The organism is Chryseobacterium sp. TQ-BC-N36 (genome assembly GCF_058382295.1).
In genome coordinates this window covers 3698416-3723577 of the sequence record NZ_CM178175.1, presented here as the reverse complement: position 1 = coordinate 3723577, position 25162 = coordinate 3698416, and the positions used below count along the sequence as shown (strand labels likewise).

At 37.2% G+C, this 25162-nt stretch carries 32 protein-coding genes; 22 read left to right on the top strand and 10 right to left on the bottom strand.

The genetic code is table 11. The annotated features are described in order from the left end of the window. Nucleotides 1-11 precede the first annotated feature (11 nt). The 3 genes from AC3FI7_RS16710 to AC3FI7_RS16700 all read right to left on the bottom strand — a co-directional run bounded on the left by AC3FI7_RS16710 (nucleotide 12) and on the right by AC3FI7_RS16700 (nucleotide 2567). Entirely contained in the window at nucleotides 12-833 is an 822-nt protein-coding gene (locus AC3FI7_RS16710) for a helix-turn-helix domain-containing protein (protein WP_491460543.1), read from the bottom strand. Nucleotides 834-931: 98 nt separating this feature from the next. Further along, nucleotides 932-1984 (bottom strand): thiamine-phosphate kinase, encoded by a 1053-nt coding sequence (thiL, locus tag AC3FI7_RS16705; RefSeq protein ID WP_491460542.1) that lies wholly within the window; start codon nucleotides 1982-1984, stop codon nucleotides 932-934. A gap of 88 nt (nucleotides 1985-2072) precedes the next feature. Beyond that, nucleotides 2073-2567: an acyl-CoA thioesterase gene (locus AC3FI7_RS16700; RefSeq protein WP_491460541.1), complete on the bottom strand. Its 495-nt coding sequence runs from the start codon at nucleotides 2565-2567 to the stop codon at nucleotides 2073-2075. 113 nt (nucleotides 2568-2680) lie between these two features. Between AC3FI7_RS16700 and AC3FI7_RS16695 the strand changes: the two genes are divergently transcribed. The 5 genes from AC3FI7_RS16695 to AC3FI7_RS16675 are packed head-to-tail and all read left to right on the top strand — an operon-like array spanning nucleotide 2681 to nucleotide 7210. Further along, entirely contained in the window at nucleotides 2681-3883 is a 1203-nt protein-coding gene (locus tag AC3FI7_RS16695; RefSeq protein ID WP_491460540.1) for a BaiN/RdsA family NAD(P)/FAD-dependent oxidoreductase, read from the top strand. A gap of 30 nt (nucleotides 3884-3913) precedes the next feature. Further along, entirely contained in the window at nucleotides 3914-5215 is a 1302-nt protein-coding gene (locus AC3FI7_RS16690; protein ID WP_491460539.1) for an alpha/beta fold hydrolase, read from the top strand. Between the two features lie 13 nt (nucleotides 5216-5228). Then, nucleotides 5229-5648 (top strand): energy transducer TonB, encoded by a 420-nt coding sequence (locus AC3FI7_RS16685; protein WP_142723508.1) that lies wholly within the window; start codon nucleotides 5229-5231, stop codon nucleotides 5646-5648. A 6-nt stretch (nucleotides 5649-5654) separates the two neighbouring features. Continuing rightward, on the top strand, nucleotides 5655-6293 hold the full coding sequence (locus AC3FI7_RS16680; protein WP_142723509.1) for a DUF2306 domain-containing protein: 639 nt from the start codon (nucleotides 5655-5657) through the stop codon (nucleotides 6291-6293). Next, on the top strand, nucleotides 6290-7210 hold the full coding sequence (locus tag AC3FI7_RS16675; protein ID WP_142723510.1) for a YARHG domain-containing protein: 921 nt from the start codon (nucleotides 6290-6292) through the stop codon (nucleotides 7208-7210). The genes AC3FI7_RS16680 and AC3FI7_RS16675 overlap by 4 nt, the downstream gene beginning before the upstream one ends. A gap of 3 nt (nucleotides 7211-7213) precedes the next feature. On the opposite strand, the gene AC3FI7_RS16670 is transcribed toward AC3FI7_RS16675, so the two are convergent. From AC3FI7_RS16670 to AC3FI7_RS16660, 3 genes are all read right to left on the bottom strand, one after another. Beyond that, on the bottom strand, nucleotides 7214-7609 hold the full coding sequence (locus AC3FI7_RS16670) for a ribosomal maturation YjgA family protein (protein WP_172617021.1): 396 nt from the start codon (nucleotides 7607-7609) through the stop codon (nucleotides 7214-7216). A 74-nt stretch (nucleotides 7610-7683) separates the two neighbouring features. Next, nucleotides 7684-8340: a thioredoxin family protein gene (locus AC3FI7_RS16665; protein WP_343660503.1), complete on the bottom strand. Its 657-nt coding sequence runs from the start codon at nucleotides 8338-8340 to the stop codon at nucleotides 7684-7686. A gap of 10 nt (nucleotides 8341-8350) precedes the next feature. Further along, a complete protein-coding gene (locus tag AC3FI7_RS16660; protein ID WP_491460538.1) occupies nucleotides 8351-8839 on the bottom strand; it encodes a TlpA family protein disulfide reductase in 489 nt (162 codons plus the stop codon). A 137-nt stretch (nucleotides 8840-8976) separates the two neighbouring features. Between AC3FI7_RS16660 and AC3FI7_RS16655 the strand changes: the two genes are divergently transcribed. The 5 genes from AC3FI7_RS16655 (at nucleotide 8977) to AC3FI7_RS16635 (ending at nucleotide 10805) form a co-directional block, all read left to right on the top strand. Beyond that, complete coding sequence (locus tag AC3FI7_RS16655; protein WP_343660506.1) at nucleotides 8977-9825, top strand: hypothetical protein; 849 nt, start codon at nucleotides 8977-8979, stop codon at nucleotides 9823-9825. Nucleotides 9826-9943: 118 nt separating this feature from the next. Then, nucleotides 9944-10105 carry a bacteriocin gene (locus AC3FI7_RS16650; RefSeq protein WP_142723515.1) on the top strand — a complete coding sequence of 54 codons (162 nt, stop codon included), beginning with the start codon at nucleotides 9944-9946 and terminating at the stop codon, nucleotides 10103-10105. 40 nt (nucleotides 10106-10145) lie between these two features. Next, entirely contained in the window at nucleotides 10146-10301 is a 156-nt protein-coding gene (locus tag AC3FI7_RS16645) for a hypothetical protein (protein WP_172617022.1), read from the top strand. Between the two features lie 24 nt (nucleotides 10302-10325). Beyond that, nucleotides 10326-10481, top strand: coding sequence for a hypothetical protein (locus AC3FI7_RS16640; RefSeq protein WP_172617023.1), 156 nt, complete (start codon nucleotides 10326-10328; stop codon nucleotides 10479-10481). Nucleotides 10482-10637: 156 nt separating this feature from the next. Then, nucleotides 10638-10805, top strand: a complete 168-nt coding sequence (locus tag AC3FI7_RS16635) for a bacteriocin (protein ID WP_142723516.1) — start codon at nucleotides 10638-10640, stop codon at nucleotides 10803-10805. Between the two features lie 23 nt (nucleotides 10806-10828). On the opposite strand, the gene mutS is transcribed toward AC3FI7_RS16635, so the two are convergent. Beyond that, nucleotides 10829-13420, bottom strand: a complete 2592-nt coding sequence (gene mutS, locus AC3FI7_RS16630; protein ID WP_343660509.1) for a DNA mismatch repair protein MutS — start codon at nucleotides 13418-13420, stop codon at nucleotides 10829-10831. Between the two features lie 124 nt (nucleotides 13421-13544). Here mutS and AC3FI7_RS16625 point away from each other — a divergent pair, with 124 nt between their 5' ends. Then, nucleotides 13545-14075: a GNAT family N-acetyltransferase gene (locus tag AC3FI7_RS16625; protein ID WP_491460537.1), complete on the top strand. Its 531-nt coding sequence runs from the start codon at nucleotides 13545-13547 to the stop codon at nucleotides 14073-14075. A gap of 194 nt (nucleotides 14076-14269) precedes the next feature. Here the strand turns inward: AC3FI7_RS16625 and AC3FI7_RS16620 are convergent, their stop codons facing one another. Both AC3FI7_RS16620 and AC3FI7_RS16615 read right to left on the bottom strand, forming a co-directional pair. Further along, on the bottom strand, nucleotides 14270-15139 hold the full coding sequence (locus tag AC3FI7_RS16620; protein WP_491460536.1) for a cupin-like domain-containing protein: 870 nt from the start codon (nucleotides 15137-15139) through the stop codon (nucleotides 14270-14272). Between the two features lie 138 nt (nucleotides 15140-15277). Further along, nucleotides 15278-15436 carry a hypothetical protein gene (locus tag AC3FI7_RS16615; protein ID WP_172617024.1) on the bottom strand — a complete coding sequence of 53 codons (159 nt, stop codon included), beginning with the start codon at nucleotides 15434-15436 and terminating at the stop codon, nucleotides 15278-15280. Between the two features lie 108 nt (nucleotides 15437-15544). Here AC3FI7_RS16615 and AC3FI7_RS16610 point away from each other — a divergent pair, with 108 nt between their 5' ends. Further along, nucleotides 15545-16423, top strand: a complete 879-nt coding sequence (locus AC3FI7_RS16610; protein WP_343660514.1) for a bestrophin family protein — start codon at nucleotides 15545-15547, stop codon at nucleotides 16421-16423. A gap of 12 nt (nucleotides 16424-16435) precedes the next feature. On the opposite strand, the gene AC3FI7_RS16605 is transcribed toward AC3FI7_RS16610, so the two are convergent. Continuing rightward, the gene (locus AC3FI7_RS16605; RefSeq protein ID WP_228451207.1) at nucleotides 16436-17035 is read right to left on the bottom strand and encodes a hypothetical protein; all 600 of its coding nucleotides are present in this window, start codon (nucleotides 17033-17035) and stop codon (nucleotides 16436-16438) included. Between the two features lie 55 nt (nucleotides 17036-17090). Here AC3FI7_RS16605 and AC3FI7_RS16600 point away from each other — a divergent pair, with 55 nt between their 5' ends. The 10 genes from AC3FI7_RS16600 to AC3FI7_RS16555 all read left to right on the top strand — a co-directional run bounded on the left by AC3FI7_RS16600 (nucleotide 17091) and on the right by AC3FI7_RS16555 (nucleotide 25149). Further along, nucleotides 17091-17711, top strand: coding sequence for a toxin-antitoxin system YwqK family antitoxin (locus AC3FI7_RS16600; RefSeq protein WP_142723521.1), 621 nt, complete (start codon nucleotides 17091-17093; stop codon nucleotides 17709-17711). A 5-nt stretch (nucleotides 17712-17716) separates the two neighbouring features. Then, nucleotides 17717-18247 carry an RNA methyltransferase gene (locus AC3FI7_RS16595; RefSeq protein WP_491460535.1) on the top strand — a complete coding sequence of 177 codons (531 nt, stop codon included), beginning with the start codon at nucleotides 17717-17719 and terminating at the stop codon, nucleotides 18245-18247. 187 nt (nucleotides 18248-18434) lie between these two features. Further along, nucleotides 18435-19088 carry a CBS domain-containing protein gene (locus tag AC3FI7_RS16590; RefSeq protein WP_491460534.1) on the top strand — a complete coding sequence of 218 codons (654 nt, stop codon included), beginning with the start codon at nucleotides 18435-18437 and terminating at the stop codon, nucleotides 19086-19088. A 1-nt stretch (nucleotide 19089) separates the two neighbouring features. Continuing rightward, entirely contained in the window at nucleotides 19090-19956 is an 867-nt protein-coding gene (locus AC3FI7_RS16585) for an NAD kinase (protein WP_142723524.1), read from the top strand. 70 nt (nucleotides 19957-20026) lie between these two features. Continuing rightward, on the top strand, nucleotides 20027-21097 hold the full coding sequence (fbaA, locus tag AC3FI7_RS16580) for a class II fructose-bisphosphate aldolase (RefSeq protein ID WP_142723525.1): 1071 nt from the start codon (nucleotides 20027-20029) through the stop codon (nucleotides 21095-21097). Nucleotides 21098-21187: 90 nt separating this feature from the next. After that, on the top strand, nucleotides 21188-22042 hold the full coding sequence (accD, locus tag AC3FI7_RS16575) for an acetyl-CoA carboxylase, carboxyltransferase subunit beta (protein ID WP_047426596.1): 855 nt from the start codon (nucleotides 21188-21190) through the stop codon (nucleotides 22040-22042). 54 nt (nucleotides 22043-22096) lie between these two features. Beyond that, complete coding sequence (locus tag AC3FI7_RS16570) at nucleotides 22097-22606, top strand: DUF6973 domain-containing protein (protein ID WP_142723526.1); 510 nt, start codon at nucleotides 22097-22099, stop codon at nucleotides 22604-22606. A gap of 299 nt (nucleotides 22607-22905) precedes the next feature. Further along, nucleotides 22906-24309 (top strand): nucleoside recognition domain-containing protein, encoded by a 1404-nt coding sequence (locus AC3FI7_RS16565; protein WP_491460533.1) that lies wholly within the window; start codon nucleotides 22906-22908, stop codon nucleotides 24307-24309. Between the two features lie 48 nt (nucleotides 24310-24357). Next, on the top strand, nucleotides 24358-24723 hold the full coding sequence (locus AC3FI7_RS16560) for a four helix bundle protein (protein WP_142723528.1): 366 nt from the start codon (nucleotides 24358-24360) through the stop codon (nucleotides 24721-24723). Between the two features lie 33 nt (nucleotides 24724-24756). Next, entirely contained in the window at nucleotides 24757-25149 is a 393-nt protein-coding gene (locus AC3FI7_RS16555) for a hypothetical protein (RefSeq protein ID WP_343660525.1), read from the top strand. Nucleotides 25150-25162: the final 13 nt, after the last annotated feature.

Genomic DNA, 25162 nt, shown 5'->3' with positions numbered 1-25162 from the left:
AATATTGAAGATTATTTTTTTTCATTATTCTTAAAACAGTCGGGAGTTTGGCCTGTATGTTTCTTGAAAAACCTTGAAAAATATGAAGCATCGTTAAAACCGAGTCTGAAAGCAATTTCCTTCACCGTGAGGGCTCCGAAACTAAGCTCTCTTTTGGCCTCCAGGATAAGACGCTGGGAAATCATTTTTTTTACGGTCGTTCCTCTCAAAAGACGCACAATATCATTAAGGTGATGGGTACTTATCTTTAACTGATCAGCATAAAAACCCGTTTCCTTATGCATTATATAGTGCTTATCAATAAGTCCCACCAGCTCCTGAATGCGCTGACGGTCATTCTGTAAAGGCTCCTGAGGAATAATCTGCTCCCCGATGATGATACAGAATGCTTTCAGATAGGCCTTTAAGAGTTCCGTTCTTGCTTTGGTTTTGTATTCATTCTCCATCAGAGATATAATGGTCATACAGGTCTTTTCTTTTTCCGGATCTAAAAGAAAGGGAAGCTCTCCCCCTGTGAGTACTGATTCTATATCACATGTTTCGTTGAAAATTTCTCTGCTGATAGCCATGGCATATCCTTCTTCTCCTTCCAGCTTCATATTAAAAGCCTGTCCTGGTGTAATGATACAGATCTGATTATTTTCCAGTTTATAGCTTTCAAAATCCAGTTCTAACCGGCTGCTTTCATACACTTCCCTGAACCAGATAATTTCAAAAAAATTATGACGGTGAACATCATGAAAGTTTTCAGGACCTGCAGCACTCAGCGTACTCATCTGAAACTCTTCAGAAGTCAGATGGTGAACCGGGATCTCTTTTTCTGGTGTAATCATCACTGTATTGTAAAATAATTAGCTATAAATAAAAACCACAGCAAAAAAAGTGCTGCGGTTTTCTTACAATATTTAAAATTAAATATAATTTTTCGGTTTTACTGATTTAGAAAAGCATCCCATCCCTGAGCCGTAAGAGCTACCAATTGATTGGATCCTCTTGCCACCATAAAGTTTCCTTCTTCTTTTTCTACAGCATGTCCTATAATAGTAAAGTCAGGGTGATTTTTAATTTTATCAAAATCATTAGGAGAAATTGTGAACAGGAGTTCATAATCCTCACCACCGCTTAATGCAGTCATTACCGGATTCAAATTCATTTCATCCGCAGTAGAAATCGTAAGGCTGTCCAATGGAACTTTTTCCTCATACAATCTGAAACCTACATTGGAACGATCAGACAGATGAAGGATTTCAGAAGCCAGACCGTCCGAAATATCAATCATAGAAGTTGGTTTAATATCCAGTTCTTCAAGAATTTTTTTAACGTCTGTTCTTGCTTCGGGTTTCAGCTGTCTTTCCAGGATATAGTCGTAACCTTCCATTTCCGGCTGCATATTCGGATTGGCAAGATAAACAGCATGCTCTCTTTCCAGAATCTGCAAGCCCATGTAGGCTCCCCCCAGATCTCCGGTTACTACAAGAAGGTCATTGGGTTTTGCTCCGCTTCTTTTTACAATATTTTCTTCATTTTCAATTCCTACAGCAGTAATACTCATCACCAGCCCTGAATTGGAGCTTGTAGTGTCTCCCCCTATCAGATCTACTTTATATCTTGTACATGCCGCCTGAATTCCGGAATAAATCTCTTCCAAAGCTTCCACCGGAAAACGGTTGGATACCGCAAGAGAAATAAGAATCTGTGTAGGCGTTGCGTTCATTGCCGCAATATCGCTAAGGTTGACTACCACAGCTTTATACCCCAGATGCTTTAAAGGAACATAACCAAGATTAAAATGTACTCCTTCTGCCAGCACGTCTGTTGTAAGAACTACTTTTTTATTGTCAGGGTTGATCACTGCCGCATCATCACCTACCCCAAGCTCCGAAGATTCATTGGATAGCGGAAAATGCTCCGTCAAATGTTTAATAAGACCGAATTCTCCTAATTTTGAGATGGGCGTCAGCTCCTGTGATTTATCTTCAAACATGATTTTTTGTATTAATGTCCAATGTAAAAAGTATGAATGATTTTAAAATAGCTTCTCCAACATTGAACCTTGAATTTTAAACTTTGAGTTATTGAGTAAGTTCTGCCGGGTCAATATTATGAGGGTGGAAAGGAAGCTTTTTAAAATCTTCTTTCGACAGCACCACTGTTTCCGGGCTTTTGTATTTACTCATTGCCTCCACTACATCATCCGGCGGAGTGGTCATTTTTCTAAGCATCATATCAATCCATACCCCTGTAGCTTCTGATGTAGCACAGTGTACTCCATCCGGAGTATAGAACTTATGCAGGAAACGGTAGATGGAAGAATCTTCTGAACATCCGTCTATTTCCACACTTACGATTACGGTCTGATCAGCATAAATCTCTTTAAAGAAAGAATATCTTTCGTGAAGGATCACCGGTCCTATTCCCCATCTGCTCAGCTGGGTAACTCCCATTTTCTCTTTGGTCATAAAAGCCATTCTGGCTTGCGCACAATACTGTACATAGGATGAGTTGGCTAGGTGCTTGTTGGCATCGAGGTCGCTCCATCGCACTTCAAATTTATGGTAGAAAATCATTTGAAAATCGTTTTTGGTCTCATTAAATTATAATCTTCAAAAATACTCAAATAAGATGGTTTATAAAAATTGTACTTTTGAAAAAATAATCTTCCGCATAGGATTACATATACATGAAACAGATCATTATTATCGGAGGCGGTGCTGCAGGCTTTTTCTGTGCATCCAATCTTGACGAAAAGAAATATACAATTACGATTTTAGAACAGAACTCAGATGTCCTTCAGAAGGTTAAAATTTCCGGAGGCGGACGCTGTAATGTGACCCATGCCTGTTTTGACCCAAGAGAATTGGTTCAGTTTTATCCCCGTGGAAACAAAGAGCTGCTGAGTGTTTTTACTAAATTCCAGCCCGGCGACACGATGGAATGGTTTGATCAGCGCAATGTTCCGTTGAAAATTGAAAATGATAACAGAACTTTCCCGGAAAGCAATTCTTCTCAGACCATCATCAATACTTTTCTGAATGAAACCCAAAAGAAAAATGTAACCGTAAAGACAAAATGTACGGTAAAAGAGATTGAAAAGCATGATGAAAAATATCTCGTAAAAACCAATTCCGGAAATTTTGAGGCAGATTATATTGTATATACCACCGGAAGCTCTCCGAAATCATTGAAAATTGTTGAAAATCTTGGCCATAAGATTGTAAATCTTGTTCCTTCACTTTTTACATTTAATATTAAAGATGAACTGCTGAAAGAACTTCCGGGAACCAGCTTTGAAAATGCCGGAATTTCAATTCCGAAACTGAAAACAGAAGAAAGCGGACCACTGCTTATTACCCATTGGGGTCTTTCAGGACCTGCTGTTCTGAAAATTTCCGCATGGGAAGCCATAAGTCTGGCAAAACTGAAATATAATTTTGAAATTGAGGTGAACTTTATTTCGATAGAAATGGATGAGGCGGAAAACATCTTCCAGAATTTCAAACAAACCCATCCTAAAAAAACGATCGGACAGGCTAAGATTTTTGATATTACCAACAGATTCTGGCAGAAGATTTTAGAGATTTCAAAGGTTGATTTTAACAAACAGGTAGCCAATATTTCCGGAAAGGAAATGCAGAAAATATTGGAAAATCTATGCAGAAAAAAGTTCCAGGTGACAGGAAAATCAACATTTAAAGATGAGTTTGTGACTGCCGGAGGAGTTGATTTAAAGGAAATTAACTTCAAAAACATGTCCTCAAAACGGCTCCCTAATTTCTATATTGCCGGAGAGGTTTTGAATATAGATGCTGTGACAGGCGGGTTCAATTTTCAGGCATGCTGGAGTGAAGGATGGCTTATCGCACAGGATCTCAACAGTTTATAAAAAAATTATTTTTACGAAAAAACGATACACATGAAAAAAAATTTCGGTTTCTTCCTTTTACTCTGGTTCTTTTCAGGATACAGCCAGGAAAAAACAATTGTTTCAGACTGGACTTCACTCACACAGGCAGTCAATATAGAGAATAAGCAAAACTGGAACTTCCGCGTCACGGCAAAAATCAGGAAAGAAGATCAGAACAATGATTCCAATTGCGGGCTATGGTGCAGAATAGACAATAAAGATAAGTCTACAGGTTTTTTTGAAAACCAGTATTACGGAATCAAAGTAACCCATGAGTGGAAAACGTACGAAATAAAAGGAAGCATCAGCCCTTCAGCACAAACGATGTATATCGGTGCTTTTGCACAGAACAATGGGGATTTTTATTTTGATGATTTTAAGCTGGAAGTCAATGACGGTAAATCAAAAAAATGGATTGAAATCGCTTTGGAAAACTCAGATTTTGAAAAAGATATCACAGCGTCCAATGGCTGGTTTGAAGGAATACATTCTCAGAAAATAACGCACATAAAACATTTTACGATTGGAACCTCTGACTACAAACCGTTCAAGGGGAATAAGTCACTGCTGATCAAAGGCCATGATATTATAGGTTCTATGCCGGATGGGAAATTTATGGATGTTAACGGCATCAAATTATATTATGAAGTCTATGGAGAAGGTGAACCTGTCCTTATGCTTCATGGTAACGGGCAATCTATCAGTGCTTTTATGAACCAGAAGGATACATTTGCTAAAAAATATAAAGTCATTATTGTAGACTGCCGTGAACGCGGAAAGTCTACTTATGACAAAACGAAGGAGCTTACTTTTGACATTCAGACAGAGGATCTTAAACAGTTCCTGGACAAGCTGAATATCAAAAAGATAAAGATCCTGGGTTGGAGTGACGGAGGAATTCTTGCACTGTCCATGGCGATGAAATACCCTGAAGTGGTAGATAAAATTGCCTGCTCAGGAGCAAATATTTTTCCGGAGGGAGTAAAGGATGATGAGCTGAAATCCATGAAAGAAATGTTCGTCAACCTCATTAAAGAGAACAAAGATCATAAAAATGATATCCTTATTGATCTTTTGAACCTGGACCTGAAGTATCCGAACTGGAAGTATGAGGACCTGAATAAAATACAGTGTCCATCATTGATTATTGCGGGGGATAAAGACATTATAAAAACAGAACATACCGTAAAAATAGCAGAATCAATCCTGCGTGGGCAATTGGCTATTATTCCTAATTCAAGCCATTTTGTTCCGGAAGAAAAACCGGAACTATTCAATGAGTTAGTCATTGATTTCTTTGAAAATAAATAACTAAAAACCAAACATGAAAAAAACAATAACATTCTTTGTATTTCTAGGATTTGGACTCACATTTTCTCAGGTAAAGGAAACTGAAACTCTATCAGCTAAAGATCAGTCTGAAGAGTCTGTTTTGTCGAAAGACGAAAAATCTGCAGAATATCCCAGAGGATGGATGGCACTTCGAAAAGATATTGCTGACAGAATAAGGACGAAAAAAATAAATGTGAGAGGAATTGAGGGAACAATCACGGCGAGGGCAAAGTTTATAGTTAATATCAAAGGTAAAATAGAAGACATCACAGTAACTGGTGATAATGCCGACTTCAATAAAGAAATAGAAAGAGCTATAAAATCTCTGAAAGCCCAATGGAAACCAGCAGAATCCAAGGGTCGTATTGTCCGCAGCTATTATACTTTTCCTCTTACGATAAAACTTGATTAACAGCCAATGCTTTCTGTCAAAAGAAATATCTCTTCTTTCTTTAAAATCCTTCTTATTGCAGGGTTTGGGTATTTCTTTTGGCTGATGCTGAAGATCACACTGGAATATATCCCTTTTAATCGAGAGATCAGTTTTCTGATGATTAAACAGACAGAAGTATCGGCAAGGCCAGAATATCTTACGCTTTTCTATACTCATGTTTATACAAGTATTTTTGTCCTTCTCTCAGGTTTTCTGGCTATTCTGAGAAAAGATTTCGGAATAAGAAACTTTCACCGGAATATCGGAAAAGCCTATATTTTTCTTATCCTGCTCTTTGCTGCCCCTTCTGGGATTTATATGGGAATATTCGCCAATGGAGGTATTTTATCAAAAATTTCCTTTGTAATATTGGGTTTTTTATGGTGGTTTTCAACATGTAAAGCATATCAGCTGGCAAGACAGATGAGATTTAAAGAACACAAACAATGGATGTGGCGAAGTTTTGCTTTTACATTATCTGCTGTTACCTTGAGAATGTGGAAAGTAATTATTGTATATTTATTTCATCCCAACCCAATGGATGTTTATCAGATCATCGCATGGCTGGGCTGGATTCCCAACATCCTGATTATTGAATATTTAATCACAAAAAAACATATATGAAAATTGTAAAGTACACTTTTATTTCTTTACTGGCAGTTTCTCTGGTAAGCTGCAAAAAAGAAGCAAAAACCAATGAGTCCGGAAAGGATTCCCTGACTGCAAAAAAAGATTCTGTTATTGCTCCTGAAGTTCACAAAGAATATTACGGAATTTATACCGGAGAATTTGCCGGAATGGAAAAGGTAGTTGACGAAACTGATGGCTCGGAATATGATGTTGACAACTACAAAAGAATTTCATTAAAGATCAACAGAATTACAAAAGACAGTGTTTACGGACAGAGTATTGTCAATGGTAATCAACGTCCCTTCAGAGGCGTTTTCAATGAAGCTACCGCATCTTTTGTACTGGATGAACCGGGGAATGATAAAACAGATGGCAGATTTGAGGTAAAATTGAAAGGCGACAGCTTAACTGGAAAGTGGAATGCTTTTGATAAAACAGCTGTTAAAGCAACTTCAAAAACCCTCAGACTGACTAAAAAAGAGTTTGTTTACAATCCCAATTTTATGCTTGATAAAGATTCTGATCTGGTAGACTGGTCAAATTCCAAAGAATTTACGGAGAAATACACGGATGAAGAAACCGGGAAAACAGAAAGTTATAAAACAACTAAAAACCGTTTCGCTTCTGAGGCGATCTTCAAACTGAATGCATCCAAGCAGAAACTCACAGAAAAAGATCTTAAAAATTTAAGAAAACTGGATCTTGAGATCATTAAAAATTCTGTGTTTGCAAGACATGGTTACTCTTTCAAAAAAGAAACCTATAGAAATTTTTTTGAACAGACAGACTGGTATATTCCTGTTTCTAATAATGTAGACAATGATCTTACTCCTTTGGAAAAGGAAAATGTAGCTTTACTGAACCGCTTTACCAAATATGCTGAAGATAAATATGACAGTTTTGGGAGATAGGGGTTAGGGGATCGGGGTTACACCATCATTGTTGGTCGTCCTTACGAAAATATAGAGAATCAGACATCCTGTGGCATAGCACAGATTGTCAATCCATGAGAAAGAATTTCCAATAACAATATACATCAGGCTTCCAGGACGGAAGCCTAATTTTTCTGCCACATGGAAATACTGTGCAAATTCTACCATAAAAGAAAAGATAAGAATTCCCAGAATCAGCTTGTTATCATTTATTTTTACAAAACTCTTTACAAAAGTATAAAGAAGCATCACTACGATGACATCTCCAAGATAAGCTCTCACAAAAAAAATATTATTTAATTTGGTGGCAATCAATACTTCTGTCAGAAAAATAAAGACCGTCAGTATAAAATATTTCAGGCTGAATTGTAATTTCATTTTCAAATTGGGTTTAGGGCACAAAAAATCGGCATTCCAGGAACACCGATCTTATTTTTATGTAAGCAAATATATTATTTCTTTACTTTGATTGTGCATCCAATGGCAACCGTTTTTGTGGTTTTTACCGGTTCTCCTTTTATCAGAGCATTTACAGCATCCTGTGCATAATACTCAGACACATCATTCGGATTATCATAATTATTGTCTATAGCCCCAATGTATTTTACAATGTTCTTTCCGTTTTCTTTTTTCAGTACAAAAACATGGGGTGTCTTTGTAGCTCCATACTGAGGATAAATTTTCTGCCCTTCATCTACCAGATAGGGGAAAGTAAAGCCTTTTTGCTTTGCTCTTTCTATCATCTGCTGATAACCGTCTTCAGGCTGTACATTGGGATCATTTGGATTGATCGCGATCACCGGATACCCCTGAGATTTGTACTTTTTATCCAGCTCAACGATTCTGTCCTCGTATTTCTTTGCATAGGGGCAGTGATTGCACGTAAATATAACAATGAATCCTTTTGCACTCTTAAAATCACTCAGAGAAACCATTTTTCCATCAATATTTTTAAGCTTAAAATCAGCAGCCTCATCTCCTACTTCATATCCTTTTAACGATGAAACATTCTCTTTCTGGTTGTTGTCTTTATCATGATCAGCCGTTGTAAAGCTCAGTAAGCCCAGCCCAACGATACATGCAGTCATTAAAATTTTCAGATTGTTCATAATCAATTATTTATTGCAGGTTTTCTTTAATTGTTTTTTCAAGGTCTTCTTTGTTCATTTCGCCGTCGTTGAAATAGAATTTTATTCCGTTTTTATAAAACAGTGTTACCGGAATATTTCCATCCCAGTCTTTTTCAAATTTTGGAATCCAGGTATTCATTCTTTTGATATCATCCAGAAGGAGCACTTCAGCAGTAAGGTTTTTATTTTTGATAAATTTCAATACCCTTTCCTTATCCGCAAGTCTATCCAGTGAAACCAGGATCATCTTAAATTTTTGATTGGCAGCATACTGAGCATTCATTTCCATAAAATGAGGAAGTTCTTTTACACATGGCCCACAGGTTGTTGACCAGAAATTGACAACCAGCAGTTTATCTTTCTCCTGCTGTAAACGTTTCTCCAGATCTTCATATTTAATTATAGAAACCTCTGTCTTTTGGGCTTTAAAAACTGCACAAAACAGGAATATGGCTGTTATTTTTATTAGTTTCTCCATATTTCAAAAACATAAGCTGTTACATTTCAACAATATACAAAAAACAAAAATTTAATGCTAAAAATAATTTGCAAATGAAGAATTTATTTTCATTATCAATGTATTTTTTAATATTTTTATGCCTTTAAATAAAAACCATGAAAAAAGCTTATTTACTGCTGCCAATTTTCTTTTTGGCATCCTGCTCAAGCAGCAATGATGATACAGATTCATCTAACAACAACGGCAATAACAATAATAATGAGAACAGTCCGGTTTTAGTAACAAAAATGGTATCTGACGGAGATACATCAACGTTTACCTACAATGGTTCTAAAATTTCCCAGATTAAAAACATCAGCACTGGTGAAGTTACCCTTTTCAGCTATTCGGGAGATCTGATTGCTCAACAGGTTACAACCGGCTCAAGCAAAACTTATAAAACCACATATAGCTATGATGGAAGCAGCAGACTGAGTAAGAAAACCTATGTGGAGACTTCTCTTTCATCCGGAAGCGTTTCCACAGTAGAAACCAATTATGCCTACCTTGCCAGTAATAGTGTTAAAATCACCTATACTGCGAGCTTTACAGGATCTCCTGTAAGAACGGGAACTAAAAATGCGACATTAAATGCGGATGGTTCCCTAAGCAGCTGGACAGAAACTGCATCAGTGCCCAATAATACAGGAGGATTTCACAGTGCAACAGGTACTTTACAGCCTATTGTATATGATACTAAGAACGTTCCTTTTAAAAATATTACAGGATTTTTAAAAATCATTGATACTGAAGACGAAAACGGATCTGCACACAATGTCCTAAGTTATAACAACGTCCTTAATTATAATAATGGAGCCGGAAGTGCCGAATGGGGAATCTTTAAATGTGTTTATGAATATAATAACAGCGGATATCCGACGAAAAATGTCAAAACATATTATAATAAGACAGGAACGGGGGTAACGAATAGCGAACTGCTTACTTACGAATACAACCATTTATAATACAGAGAGCGCCTAGGCGCTCTTTTTATTTTATAAACTCTAATTGTTAATTTTTTCACAACCTATAGAATTATACAGATCATTTTGTATATTTGAGTTGAATCAAAACTAAATTATCATGAAAAAATTAAACAATCAGAAAAAACTGACCAAAAAGGCTTTAAAAAATATTACAGGAGGAAATGGGCCTGGAATATGCTGGGAAGGTCTTTGCAGGGTAAGAGGAACGGATGATGAATATACCGTAGGGCCTTTAGACAGCACCGGATTCTGCTGTTAATTTATTACTTTCAAAAAAAATCAAATCAAACTAAATTATCATGAAAAAATCAAACATTCAGAAAAGAAAACTGACAAAAAGCGAGTTAAAAAAAATTAATGGAGGCAGCGGCCCTCTCTGTCCCGGAACCTGTTTTTGTAACATTGATGGTGAGATGACAATAGGTTCATGTACTCCTAAAGGACAATGCTGTTAATAAATTCCAATACTCCATTAAATCATGAAAAAATCAAATATTCAAAAAAGAAAACTGACAAAAAGTGAGTTAAAAGAGATTACAGGAAGTGGCAGAGTATGCTGGGATGGATTCTGCCGTATGGGCGAATTTGATGAATGGCAGCTCGGAGCAGGTGACAAAAATGGCTACTGCTGTTAATATACTGCAACTTGTTAGATAAATAAGGATTGAGGTCCCCCTCAATCTTTTTTTATGAAATATAATTCACCATTAAAAAAGTTAACAATTTGACTCACAATATTTTGAACATATCAAAATAACTTGTAAATTAGCTTTTACCAAATTAAAATTATTATGAAAAATTCAAAAAAACCAAAAAGAAGGCTTAGTAAAAATGAGCTGAAAGAGATCAGTGGTGGTGCCAACAGGCCGATCTGTCCAAGAGTAATAAGCTGTACAGATCCGAATACCGGTGAAGAACGGTACGGAGTTCCCGGTATGCAGGACGGATTCTGCTGCTAATAAAGAATAAAAAAATGATTGGATTACCCTCCAATCATTTTTTTTATGCTATTGAGCTTCATTAAAGCTTCAATGGGTGTCAAAGTATTGATATCTATTTTCGTAAGCTCCTCGCGGATATTCTCCAGAACAGGATCATCAAGCTGGAAGAATGAAAGCTGCATATTTTCCTCAGTTACCCTCTTGATACTTTCAGAAGTACCTCCACTTCCCTGGGTTCTGCTGGCTTCAAGGGTTTTAAGGATTTCATTTGCTCTGTTAACCACCTTCGCAGGCATTCCTGCCAGTTTTGCCACATGGATACCGAAACTGTGCTCACTTCCACCCGGAACAAGCTTTCTCAGGAAAATAATATTTCCTTTGTTTTCCTGAATAGAAACGTGGAAATTTTTCACCCTTTCAAAATTGACGGTCATTTCATTCAGCTCATGATAATGCGTTGCAAATAAGGTCTTCGCCTGGGTTGGGTGCTGATGAAGATATTCCGCAATCGCCCATGCAATAGAAACCCCATCATAAGTAGATGTTCCACGGCCGATCTCATCCAGTAAGATCAGACTTCGCTCTGAAATATTATTCAGAATATTGGCTGCTTCATTCATTTCTACCATGAAAGTAGATTCTCCCGCAGAAATATTATCGGTAGCTCCTACCCTTGTAAAGATCTTATCCAGCATCCCGATTTCAGCATGCTTTGCCGGTACAAAACTTCCGATCTGAGCCAGAAGACACACAATGGCTGTCTGACGCAGAATTGCCGATTTACCGGCCATGTTAGGCCCTGTTACCATGATAATCTGCTGGGAATCTTTATCCAGGAAGATATCATTCGGGATGTACTTTTCTCCTAAAGGAAGTGCATTCTCAATAATTGGGTGTCTGGCTTCTTTTAAGTCGATTGCATAACCGTCATTCAAAACAGGTTTTGTATAGCTCTCGGAAACAGCCAGTTCGGATAATCCGGCAGCAACATCAAGCTGGGCAATGATATTAGAATTCCCCTGAATCTGATCAATATACACCATCGTTTCTCCACATACATTTCTGTACAGTGACGTTTCCAGAACCCCTATTTTTTCTTCTGCACCAAGGATCTGGTTTTCGTATTCCTTCAGCTCTTCAGTAATATATCTTTCGGCATTCACTAAGGTCTGTTTTCTTACCCAGTCATCAGGAACTTTATCTTTGTGTGTATTCCGAACTTCAATATAGTATCCGAAAACATTATTAAAATCAATTTTCAGGCTGGTGATTCCAGTTCTTTCAATTTCCCTCTGACACATTTCATCCAGAAAACCGCGTCCTTTACTCTGAAGATTTCTCAGTCTGTCCAGCTCTTCAGAAACGCCTTCTCTGATGATATTTCCCTTGGCAATACTTACCGGAAGTTCTTCATTAAGATGATTCTGAAGAAATTTAATCAATTCTTCCTGGTCAAATAAAGGTTCAAGCCATGCCAGCACATCTGCATGAGGATGCAGTAAAGCTTTGATTTTATGAATATTAATTAAACTTTGACGCAGATATCCCAGTTCTTTTGGAGAGATTTTCTCTGCAGCCAGTTTTCCCATCAACCGGTCTAGGTCGGAAATGGATTTCAGAAGCTGGCAGATCTCATATTTCAGATGATCATTTTCATTTAAGAAATCAATCAGGGAAAGTCTTCTCATGATCTCATCCACTGATTTTAAAGGAAGAATGATTCTCCTTCTCAACAATCTGCCTCCCATCGGAGTAGAAGTTTTGTCGATAATATCCAACAGAGATTTTCCTTGTGGATTACTTGGATAAATAATTTCCAGATTTCTCAGGGTAAAATTATCCATCATCAGATAATCTTCCTGGGGAATGATCTGAAGCTTTGTGATATGGGAAAGAAGGTTGTGATGGGTATCCTCTACCAGATAAGCAAAAATAGCCCCTGCAGCAGTGATCGCCAAGGGAAGATTCTCTACGCCAAAACCTTTTAATGAATTGGTTTTAAAATGGTTTGTTAATTTTTCGTAGGCAAAATTATATTGGAAAGCCCAGTCTTCAAGCTTAAAGGCATTTTTATTTTTTATCTGCTCCGGAATCTGTGTACTTCTCTGAAAAATAATCTCACTCGGATCAAAAGTATTGACAATATGTAACAGTTTTTCCAGGTTTCCTTCACTTACCAGAAATTCTCCTGTAGAGATATCTACTAAAGCGATTCCATATTTCTCTTTTTCTTTGTGTAATGAAAGAAGGAAATTATTCTTTTTGGAATTCAATACCTGGTCATTGAACGTAACTCCGGGAGTAACAAGCTCAGTAACCCCTCTTTTTACAATTCCTTTCACCATTTTAGGATCTTCCAGCTGATCACAGATCGCGACTCTCATTCCCGCCCTCACCAGTTTCGGAAGATAGGAATCGATGGAATGGTGTGGGAAACCTGCCAGCTCCACACTTCCTTCTCCGTTGTTTCTTTTGGTAAGAACAATTCCCAGAATCTGAGATGTTTTCACGGCATCCTGCCCAAAAGTTTCATAAAAGTCCCCTACCCTGAAAAGTAAAAGCGCATCCGGGTATTTACCCTTGATGGTATTGTACTGTGTCATTAACGGGGTTTCCTTCTTTGATTTTGCCATAGTAAAAAATGAGCCCCAAATTTAAAAAAATAAATTCAGGGTAAGGGAATTGTTTGTCGGTTAATCTTCTTCACTTTTCTTTATCAGTAATTAATCGTATTTTCACCATCAAATCACATTATTTATGGAATTTCCTGTTTTAGAGACAGAAAGGCTTATTTTGCGCCAGCTTACTTTTAATGATACCGGGGACCTGTTCGAGTATTTTTCTCTGGATGAAGTCATGCAATATTATGACTTGGAAACCTTTAAAACAGAAGATGATTCCCGGCACATTATCCGGCATTTCAACAGTGAATTTGAAAAAGGAAAGGGATTCAGATGGGCCCTGGAACTGAAATCCAACGGAAAAGTTATAGGTACATGTGGCTATCATAACTGGTATAGAGAACATTTCAGAGCTGAGATTGGCTATGAACTCAATCCAAAATTCTGGCAGCAGTCTTACATGAAAGAAGCCATTCTTCCTATCCTGACCTATGGATTTGAAACCCTGAGACTGCATCGTGTAGATGCTTTCATAGATCCGTCCAATATTTCTTCCGAAAGGCTCCTTACTTCTTTAAACTTCAGCAAAGAAGGAACGTTAAAAGATTATTTTTTTGAAAAAGGAAAATTCGTTGATGCAACAATCTTTGGACTTATCAATAAATAAATTGATTTAAATCTAACGCTAAGAAGCAAAGAAAATTGATATTGATTCTTCTTATTTTCGTTTGCAAAGGCATTTCATTTAGCAATTGAAGTGCTTTCCTCGCTGAGTGAAACGCCTTTGCGAACCTTTATAAATAGATTAGCTTTAAACTTGCGTTCAATGCGTTAAAATTATCTAAACTCTAATTCTTATCATTAAGAAAGATGCTTTTCCAAAGCCTCAGAACTTTTTTTATAGGCCCATTTCTGCTTGTAATTGACCCATTTGGCTTTGAAAAGTTTCCGCATCAGCTTATCTGTATATCGCATAATGAAAACATGATACAGCATATTGGCAAAAACGTTTGGTTTATTCGGAAGTGCTCTTAAAGAAAGGGAAAAACCAGGCTCAAGATATCTGTTGAAATGCCAGAACGCCCCAGGAATAAAGAGGGCATCGCCATGCTCCATGAAAATCTCATATCCTCTGGCATATTTCAAGGCGGGAAACTTCTCATAATCCGGATTTTCATAATCCAGTTCGTAAATGGTATGGACGGATAAAGGAACTTTATATAAAAAAGGAGACTGTTTCTGATCAAACAGCAGAATTCTTTTCTTTCCTTCAAAATGAATATGCATAAAATCACCCAGATCTACATCATAATGCATTAAAACATGTGCTTCGCTTCCTCCGAAAAATAATGTTGGAAGCCTTTTAAAAAACTTCATCCCAAGGTCCGGATACGTGAAATTTTTCAGCAGCTCAGGAAGTCTGTCTGTGATGATATAGAAAAAGATACGAAGATCCGAAGGTTTATTTTTTATAGTATCAATATATTCCTTCATTTTCATCCGGGTTACCGGAGCGTCAGAACTTTTCGCTGCATCAGCAGGTTTATTATCATACAGGGGAACTTCCTGATCTCCCGCCTTTTCACGGATATAAGCAAGATTCCATTTGTCAAAAGCATCCCAACGGCTGGCGAAATTCTTGATTAACAAGGGCTTCTGCTTTTTAAAATAATTTTTCTGAAAATCTTCTTTACTGATATCATTAACAATATCTACGTTTTCGAGGATCATGTATTTTGAATTTAATGCGAAATAAAAATAGTCTTTTTTTGAAACTTGCAAAAATTTTAAAAGAAGAGAAGTAAGCTAAAGAAAAAAATTAATGCAATTCCGCAGTACAAAACACCCCGCCTTCTTACCGTTTGAAGCTCATCCCAGCAGATACATTATGACAGAGATGATTCCTCCCAAAATAATAACCGCGCATCCCTGCGGGCTCTTAGATCTTCTGCTGCCATATTTATTCACATAATGGCCGCTTACCCAGGTCCCGTTTTTTTTAAAGTGCCCTTTTCTGTAATATCCCATATTTTAGTTTTAAGACAAAATAAGGGGGTCTGTCAAAATAAATATTACGGTTTTCCGTAAATCAGCACTAAATGAAAAAAAATTATATTTGTGGTAATAAGCGAATTTATGAGAGTCTACAATACCAAACATTTCCTTAAAATCCTTTTCAGTTTGCACAAAAGTGATACCCTGAAAATTCTTTTTCCAAGTATGCTTCTTGTAGGGTTGTACTCCTGGGGAATTCAGTTTCTGGAGGTGGAATATCTGCATCTTACCTCAAAATCAGGGATCAGCAATGTGGGAATGATTCACTCTCTGCTGGGTTTTGTGCTTTCACTTTTATTGGTATTCAGAACGAATACCGCTTATGACAGATGGTGGGAAGGCCGAAAACTTTGGGGAAAACTGGTGAATGACACCAGAAACTTTGCGATAAAAATCAATACCATTCTTGGTGATAACCGTCAGGATGCTGAACAGATTGCAAGATATCTGAAATTCTTTCCTCATTTTTTAGCGAAACATCTCTCTAAGGAATCTACAAGACTTGCTTTGGATGAAGATTATTCTGAAATTGAAAGCTCTTTAAAAAATCATGGTCCAAGCGAAATGATTATCCTGTTAAGTCATAAACTGAACCAATTAAAAAAAGAAGGAAAAATCTCAGAAGTTGAAATGCTGTATTTAGACACTCAGCTTTCGGGATTTCTTGATGTCTGCGGAGGCTGTGAGAGAATCAAAAACACCCCGATTCCTTATTCTTACTCTTCTTTCATTAAGAAATTTATTATTCTATACGTTTTTGCCCTGCCTATTGCTTACGTGATCACCATTGGACTATTCATGATCCCTCTTACCGTTTTTGTATACTATGTACTGATGAGCCTTGAGCTTATTGCAGAAGAAATTGAAGATCCTTTCAACAATGATGAAAATGATATTCCTATGGAAACCTTAGCCCAGAATATTGAGAAGAACGTACATCAGATCATGAACAGAAAATAAAAAATCAAGCTATTAAAGCTTGATTTCTTTCAGTTCGCCGTCCTGTTTTATTTCTACAAATTTACTTTCCCTGTTAGCTGCAGAATATCCATAGAAAAATGTACTGTATATCGGAGTAGAGTACAAATAGGCTCCATAACCGTTATAGGCATCTGAAGTTCCGGTTTGCTTCTGATAACTTGCTGTGGCTGTAAAATTGACGATGGTTTCAAGGTAATATTTCCCCGGCTTCAGCTTTTCGAATTTAAACCTTCCATGATCATCTGTTAAGGCTTCTACTCTATATTTGAAAGCTTCTTCAGACATATACACTGTAGTCTTTTTATTTTCATATTTCCTTCTCATATCGTAAAATTCCTGAAAATAAGGTGTTACAGGAAATAGCATGACAACAGTTCCTTTGGGTGCATAATGCTTTTCTCCAAGCAATGGCTTGATACCCCAATTGTTTTTTTGTTTCGTGGAAGCGACTCCTTCAATCGTAGAATTTCCAAAGCCCAGCATATCTCTTGCAAGTTTTTTATCGAAAAAAGCCTGAGGATAATAGGTATTCTGTGCTTCCAGATACATAAATCCAAACATCAATATGAATAATGTGAATAATTTTTTCATAGTATATTTTTGAGTCAAATATAAGTATTTTACTATTTTTGAAATAAAAATAGCTATGAAGTATATTTTCCTATTATTTTTTTCTGTTTCTGCCGTTGTCACGGCACAGAAACCTTGTGGATACAAGGACGGATTACAGGAGGGATCCTGCAGAGAATTTTATGACAACGGGCAGGTAAAAAATGTGGTAGAGTGGAAAAAAGGAAAACTAGACGGTGATGCTGTTTTTTATTATGATACCGGAAAAATACAGTCAAAAGGAGAATACAAAAAGGGATTCAAGGTAAAAGAATGGTCCTATTTTGATAAAAATGGGGTACTCACTTCCAAAGAAGCTTTCAGGAACGGAGAAAAAAATATTTATGATAACAGCCTTACAGCTACTTTTTACTCTCCGGCCGGTAAAATAACTGAAATTTCGAATTATAAATTCAATAAATTACAGGGAGAAAGCAAAACCTTCTATGAAGACGGAAAATCAATAAAGGACGTGGGCCAGTATGATAATGGTCTTGCTGTAGGAAAATGGAAAGTGTTTTATCCGTCAGGAAAGTTACAGCGCGAAACTGAATTTGCCAACGACAAAAGAAACGGCAACAGAGTTCATTACCGTGAAGACGGAAGCATAGAAAAGACAGAGGTCTATAAAGACGGAAAATTAATCTCAACAAAATAATACAATTGGTACAGAAACTAAAACTGGAAGAGCTTAACAGAATAGATGTAGAAACATTTAAGAAGGTTGAAAAAATTCCGTTGGTCATCATTTTAGATAATATCAGAAGTATGCACAATGTGGGTGCAGCCTTCAGAACGGCAGACGCCTTTTTAATTGAAAAAATAATCCTTTGTGGAATTACACCTCAGCCACCTCACCGCGAGATCCATAAGGCGGCTTTGGGAGCTACGGAAAGTGTAGACTGGTCCCATGAAACAGATACCAATACGGCGATTGCTGATCTGAAAAGCAAAGGTTATGAAATCATCGGAATTGAGCAGACGACTGACAGTCAGCTGATCACTGATTTTACGATTGATCAATCAAAAAAATATGCTTTGATTTTAGGAAATGAAGTAGAAGGAATCAGCGATGAAGTTCTTCCTGAAGTGGACGTTTTTTTAGAAATTCCACAGCTTGGAACCAAGCATTCTCTTAATGTAAGCGTATGCGCCGGAATTGTGATGTGGGAATTTGCAAAAGCGTTAAAATAAAAAAACTGCATATGTCCTTAGTAGACAGTGCAGTTTGAAATAAATCTAATAAAAAGTAAAAATGAAAGGCGACAAAGGTACTTTATTTTTCTTTACGAACAAATTTTGACGGCACTTTTTTTGTTTCACCTTAAAAAAAGTCGGGTTTTCAGAAAAAGTTTCATTTAATTTTTTATAAATTAGCACAATGTTTATCAAGGACTATATCTCAAAAGACTTTCCATGTTTTAGCCTGTCTGACTCCATAGAGTCGGCCAGAAACACCTTGGAAGATTTTGGATATTCCCACGTTTTCATCAAAAAATCCCATCACTTCTACGGAGCCCTTGCCATGGACTTTTTATATGAAGAAGATGGTGGTACCCTGAAAGATCTGGAACATCAGATTGAACGGTTTGCCATTCTGGAAGACAACAATGTTATGGACAGCATCCGTCTGTTTTATACCTTCAGTTCCAATGTGATTCCGGTGATCAATAAAAGTGAAAAGTATCTGGGATATATTACCTGTGAAGATATTTTCCAGGACCTTTCCCGTTATCCGCTGTTTTCAGAAACCGGAGCTATTCTTACGATAGAAACTCCTGCCAGAAAATATTCGATGACGGAAATTGCTAATATCGTAGAAAGTAACAATTCGAAGTTTTACGGAGGATTTATAAGCTTTATGTCGGATGAAGTGATTCATGTTACTATAAAAATCAGCAATGAAAATCTGGCCTCGATAGACTCAACTTTTGACCGGTATGACTACAGAATTGTTGAGAAATACTATTCTGATGAAAAATCCGATCTGTTTAAAGACCGATTTGGTTTTTTACAAAAATTCATAGAAATATAACATGAAGGCAGCCATATATTCTCAGAAAAAAGATCTTGATACTTTTTTATATTTAAGCAAGTTTATCTCTGAACTTGAAGCAAGAGGTGTAAAATCTGTTCTGTATGATGAAATGGCTGAGGCATTGCAGTTTTCAAAAATATTTGAAACCTTCAATTCCAAACAGGATCTTCTGGATAAAGAAGTGGACCTTTTCTTCACTTTCGGTGGCGATGGAACGATTGTCAACTCTTTAACTTTTATTGAAGATCTCGAAATTCCAGTAGTGGGAGTGAATACGGGAAGATTGGGGTTTTTAGCCTTTTTCACGAAAGAAGAAGCCTTTAAAGAACTGGATTCTATCTTAAAAGGGGATGTGAAAACCAGCCGCCGTTCGGTGATTGAAGTTGTTTCTCCAAAGCTTGAAGGAGCTTTTCCTTACGCATTAAATGATGTTACCGTTTCCAGAAAAGAAACCACATCCATGATCACCGTAGATTCTTATATCAATGATGAGTTTTTGAATGTATTCTGGGGCGACGGTGTAATTATTTCAACCCCCACCGGTTCTACTGCCTACTCTCTGAGCTGTGGAGGACCGATCATCTCTCCCAACAATGAAAATTTTGTCATCACTCCTATTGCCCCTCACAATCTGAATGTGAGACCTTTAGTCGTAAATGATAAAGTAGAAATAAAATTCAGGGTGGAAAGCCGGGTACCTCAATACTCTCTTTCCTTAGACTCCCGGTTGATACATATAGAAACGGATAAAGAAATCATTATCAAAAAAGCAAAATTCCAGCTTCTTCTGGTACAGCCCAACAGTTTAAGTTTCTACGAAACCATCCGCCAGAAGCTACTTTGGGGCAGAGATAAAAGAAATTAGCAATTTCTTAAAAATGATTACCTTTACACGAAATTAAAACACCTAATAAATTTATAACAAAAAGCAAAACATGAGCAGAATTTTTCCGGCAGGAGTTGCCACAGGTCAGTTAGTTACTGATATCTTTCAGTATGCTAAAGAAAACAAATTTGCATTACCTGCAGTAAACGTAATTGGATCAAGCAACATCAACGCTACGATGGAAACTGCAGCGAAATTAAACGCTCCTGTAATTATTCAGTTTTCAAATGGAGGAGCTTCTTTCAATGCAGGAAAAGGATTAAGCAATGACGGGCAAAAGTCTGCAATCTTAGGAGCAATCGCTGGAGCAAAACATATTCACACTCTTGCAGAAGCTTACGGAGCAACTGTAATTTTGCACACAGACCACTGTGCAAAGAAATTACTTCCTTGGATCGACGGATTAATGGATGCGAATGAAGAATTCTTCAAGCAGACAGGAAAATCCCTTTACTCTTCTCACATGTTGGACCTTTCTGAAGAACCTTTAGAAGAAAACCTTGAAATTTCTGCTAAATATTTCGAAAGAATGGCTAAGCTTCAGATGACTCTTGAGGTTGAAATCGGGGTTACCGGAGGTGAAGAAGATGGTGTTGACAACTCAGACGTTGATAACTCTAAATTATATACTCAGCCTGAAGACGTAGCTTATACTTATGAAAAACTAAAAGCTATTTCTGACAACTTTACTATTGCAGCTGCATTTGGTAACGTACACGGAGTTTATAAGCCTGGAAACGTAGTTCTTACTCCAAAAATTCTTGACAATTCTCAGAAGTATGTTCAGGAGAAATTCGGAACGGCTGCCAAACCGATCAACTTTGTATTCCATGGAGGTTCAGGATCTACTTTAGAAGAAATTAGAGAAGCTATTGACTACGGAGTTATCAAAATGAATATCGATACTGACCTTCAGTTTGCCTATACAGAAGGAATCAGAGATTATATGGTAAATAATATTGAATATTTAAGAGCTCAGATCGGAAACCCTGAAGGAGAAGAGAAGCCTAACAAAAAATTCTATGATCCAAGAGTTTGGGTAAGAAAAGGTGAGGATACATTCTCTGCAAGATTGGTGAAAGCATTTGAAGATTTAAATAACGTAAATACTTTAAAATAAGAACTGTACAACTGTATCAATGTAAAAAATATTCATAAGAAATAGATTTACATTGGTACAGTTTACATTTATACATTAATACAAACAAAAATGGCATTCGACTGGTTTAAAAGAAAAGCAAAAAACATTACCACTTCTACTGATGAGAAAAAGGACGTTCCCAAAGGCCTGTGGCATCAGACTCCATCCGGAAAAGTTGTGGAACATGATGAACTAAAGAGAAATAACTACGTTTCTCCTGAAGACGGATTTCATGTGAGAATAGGAAGTGCAGAATTTTTTGACATCCTTTTTGATGGGGGTAAATTTACCGAACTGGATGCCAATGTTGAAAGTATTGATATCTTAAACTTCAAAGATACAAAGCCTTACAAAGACCGTCTGAAAGAAGTGAAAGCTAAAACAAAGCTTACCGATTCTATCAGAAATGCTGTAGGAACTGTAAAAGGAACTGAAATGGTCGTTTCATGTATGGATTTTGCTTTCATCGGAGGATCTTTAGGTTCTGTAATGGGAGAAAAGATCAGAAGAGCCATAGATTACTGTATCGCACACAAGCTTCCGTATATGATTATCTGTCAGTCCGGAGGAGCGAGAATGCAGGAAGCAACTTACTCTTTGATGCAGCTGGCAAAAGTTCAGGCTAAATTAGCTCAGCTTTCTGAAGCAGGACTTTTATATATCGCTTACCTTTGCGACCCTACATTTGGGGGAATCACAGCTTCTTTTGCAATGACTGCTGATATTATTATGGCAGAGCCGGGAGCACTGATCGGTTTTGCAGGACCAAGAGTTATCCGTGAAACGATCGGTAGAGACTTACCGGAAGGGTTCCAGACATCCGAATTCTTGCAGGAAAAAGGATTTGTAGATTTCATCGTAAAAAGAACTGAAATTCAGGATACAGTTGCTAAAACAGTTAATTTATTAGCTGTAAAAGCATAGTATCTGTAACAAAAACAATACAGTCTCTCTCTAATTAGGGAGAGATTTTTATTTATGAGGACTTTTAAGATATTTTTCAATACCATCAGAAGTATGAGTTTTAAAAAGATTATGCGTCTTTTATCACTTGTCCTTCCCCATCCTCTTTTCTCCCTATTAAGTTTCTATGCTACGGTGAAAGCTTTTACCATAGCACAAAAAAGATTCCCTAAAACAGCCTCTACTAACGGAATTGGAAATGCTTTCAGACATGCCCTCTGGTGCTGCTTCATCATGATGTACTGCTGTAAAATTTCGTCTCCCAAAAAAGCGCTGGATTTCTGCAAAAGAATCACAGACATGCATGAAGAGCTTTTCCCCAACGAGCCCTTGGAAACCAAAATGGATCTTCATAACAATAAATTCGGCATGGATTATTTTATGGAACTCCTACCTGGAATTCACCGCCAGTTTTTTGAGAAAAGTTTCTTTGTAGACGGATTAATCAAAAAAATGGATGATGCCAAAGTTCTGAAAAACCTGGATGATGATTTTGAAGGACATCTTGTTTACCTGGAAGAGTAATTTTATTCTTTGACGCAACGAATACGCAAAGGAAATATAAAGCTTTATGCATATTTTCGTTCGCAAAGGCATTGCATTCAGCTATGTTCTCTAACTTAAATTCTCTTTGCTTAGTGATAACGCCTTTACGAACAAAAAAATCAAACTGCATCATTAAAAACCTTTGCGGACATTGCGTTAAAATATATTTAAAACCAGCAACCATCATTATTTCTTTTTCCCAGCAGAATTACAAAAGACTTTAGTTATTTTTGTGGTTTAAAGTATTTTTGATAAGTTTAAACAATTAAATCAATCAGATGGTTCTCAGCAGAATTTGGTCGGCTTTCATTATCATTGCCATTGCCATTGCCAGTATAAAATACGTCTCGTCAGGTCACTACAAAACCATTTTCAATGACATGGTGGTAGGAAAAGGAGGTGATACAGTGAAGATTGCCTCACAGCCTATGAACAGCCTCTCTCCTGTTATCAGAGACAGTCTGATGAAAAAAAATGATTTTGCCGACAGCAGAATTCACTACAAAACAGATTCTTTAAAGCAAAATGTAAATATTTACCGAGTTCAGGAAGCAGACGGAGTGATCGGAACTTCAGAAACCGCAGTAAAGATCTGCCTCGGCCTTATTGGGATCATGACCTTATTTATGGGATTCATGAGCATTGCTGAAAAGGCAGGCGGAATCAACCTTTTAAGCCGTCTGATTCAGCCGTTTTTCTCAAAGCTGTTCCCTGACATTCCTAAGAATCACCCTGCATTCGGGCATATGCTGATGAATTTCAGCGCCAACCTTCTAGGATTGGATAATGCTGCTACTCCTTTTGGGTTAAAGGCTATGGAAAGTCTCCAGACTTTAAATCCCAATAAAGATACAGCCAGCAATTCACAGATTATGTTCCTGTGTCTCCATGCCGGTGGCATGACATTGATTCCAGTTTCCATTATTGCAATCAGGGCCTCTATGGGTTCCAAAACGCCTACAGATATTTTCCTGCCCTGTATGATTGCTACTTTCGCAGCAACCCTGGCAGCAATGATCATTGTTTCTTTTTACCAGAAAATTAACCTGCTCCGCCCGATAGTAATAGCTTATGTAGGGGGAATTTCAGCAGTGATTGCGTTATTGGTTTTGTATTTGGTTCAATTGAGTAAAGATGAACTGGATGACTTCAGCAAAGTATTGAGCAATGGATTGATTCTCTTCATTTTCCTGGCGATTGTATTGGGTGCCGTTTATAAAAAGATCAACGTTTTTGATGCTTTTATTGAAGGGGCAAAAGAAGGTTTTACAACCTGTGTTAAGATTATCCCTTACCTTGTCGGGATGCTGATCGCCATTTCATTATTAAGAACCTCCGGTGTTTTCGATGTGATTATCGACGGAATGAAGTGGGTGGCCAACGTTGCCAATATGGATCCTAGATTTGTGGATGGCCTTCCAACTGCTTTAATCAAACCTTTATCCGGTTCCGGAGCCAGAGGAATGATGGTAGACACAATGACAACATTTGGAGCTGATAGTTTCCAGGGGAAATTGGCAGCAGTTCTTCAGGGAAGCTCAGATACGACGTTTTACGTGATCGCAGTATATTTCGGGGCTGTAGCTGTTAAAAATACAAGATATACGGTAATTGCCATGCTTCTGGCCGATCTGGTAGGTATTATCACTTCTATCGCCTTGGCTTATTTATTCTTTGCTTAATAAAACAGTTGCTGGTTGCTGGTTTTTTAACCATGAAAAAAGATATTAATGAGCTACGAAAAACTTGACATTTACAATATTGCTTTTGAATTGTTTATTGAAACACATAAATTATCGCTCAAACTACCCAAATATGAATTATATGAATTAGGAAGTCAATTGAGACGTTCTGCAGATTCTGTTGTGACGAACATTGCAGAAGGTTATGGAAGAAACAATTACAAAGGTGACTTTATCAGATTTCTTACTTACTCTCAGGCAAGTTGTGACGAAACAGTTTGTCACTTGTCAAAAATCAATCGTCTCTATCCGGATTTAAGCTCAGACTTTAAAGAAAAATCAGAACAATACAAACTCTTAGGAGGAAAAATCAATAACTTTATAAAATACGTCCAATTAAGCTGGCGAACCTAATCCAAACCAACAACTAGCAACAAAATACCTATTATGATTACAGATAAAGAATTTACACTAAGACTCATCCGCCAATTAACCCAGGCCCTGGAAAAACTGATTCTGGACAAACCTGAGGAAAGCTTAATGCAGAAAGAGCTGGATTTTGATACCTTGATGAGAGATATTTTCAAGATGAGCTTTACAGAAGTAGCCTCAATGACTAAAGAAGAAATGATTGCCCTGGTCAATGAGAGACAGGAAAGGGATCACAAAGACTATTATGAAATGCTTGGAAATCTTTTCTACTTTAACAGCAGACATGATCATAACAAAGATTTTCAGGATAAAGCTAAAACATTCTACGAGCGGTACCTTCAGACCAGCGGTATTTTTGCCCTTCCGGTGATTAACAGAATAAACGAATTAAAAAAAGCACTTGAATAAAGTGCTTTTGTAT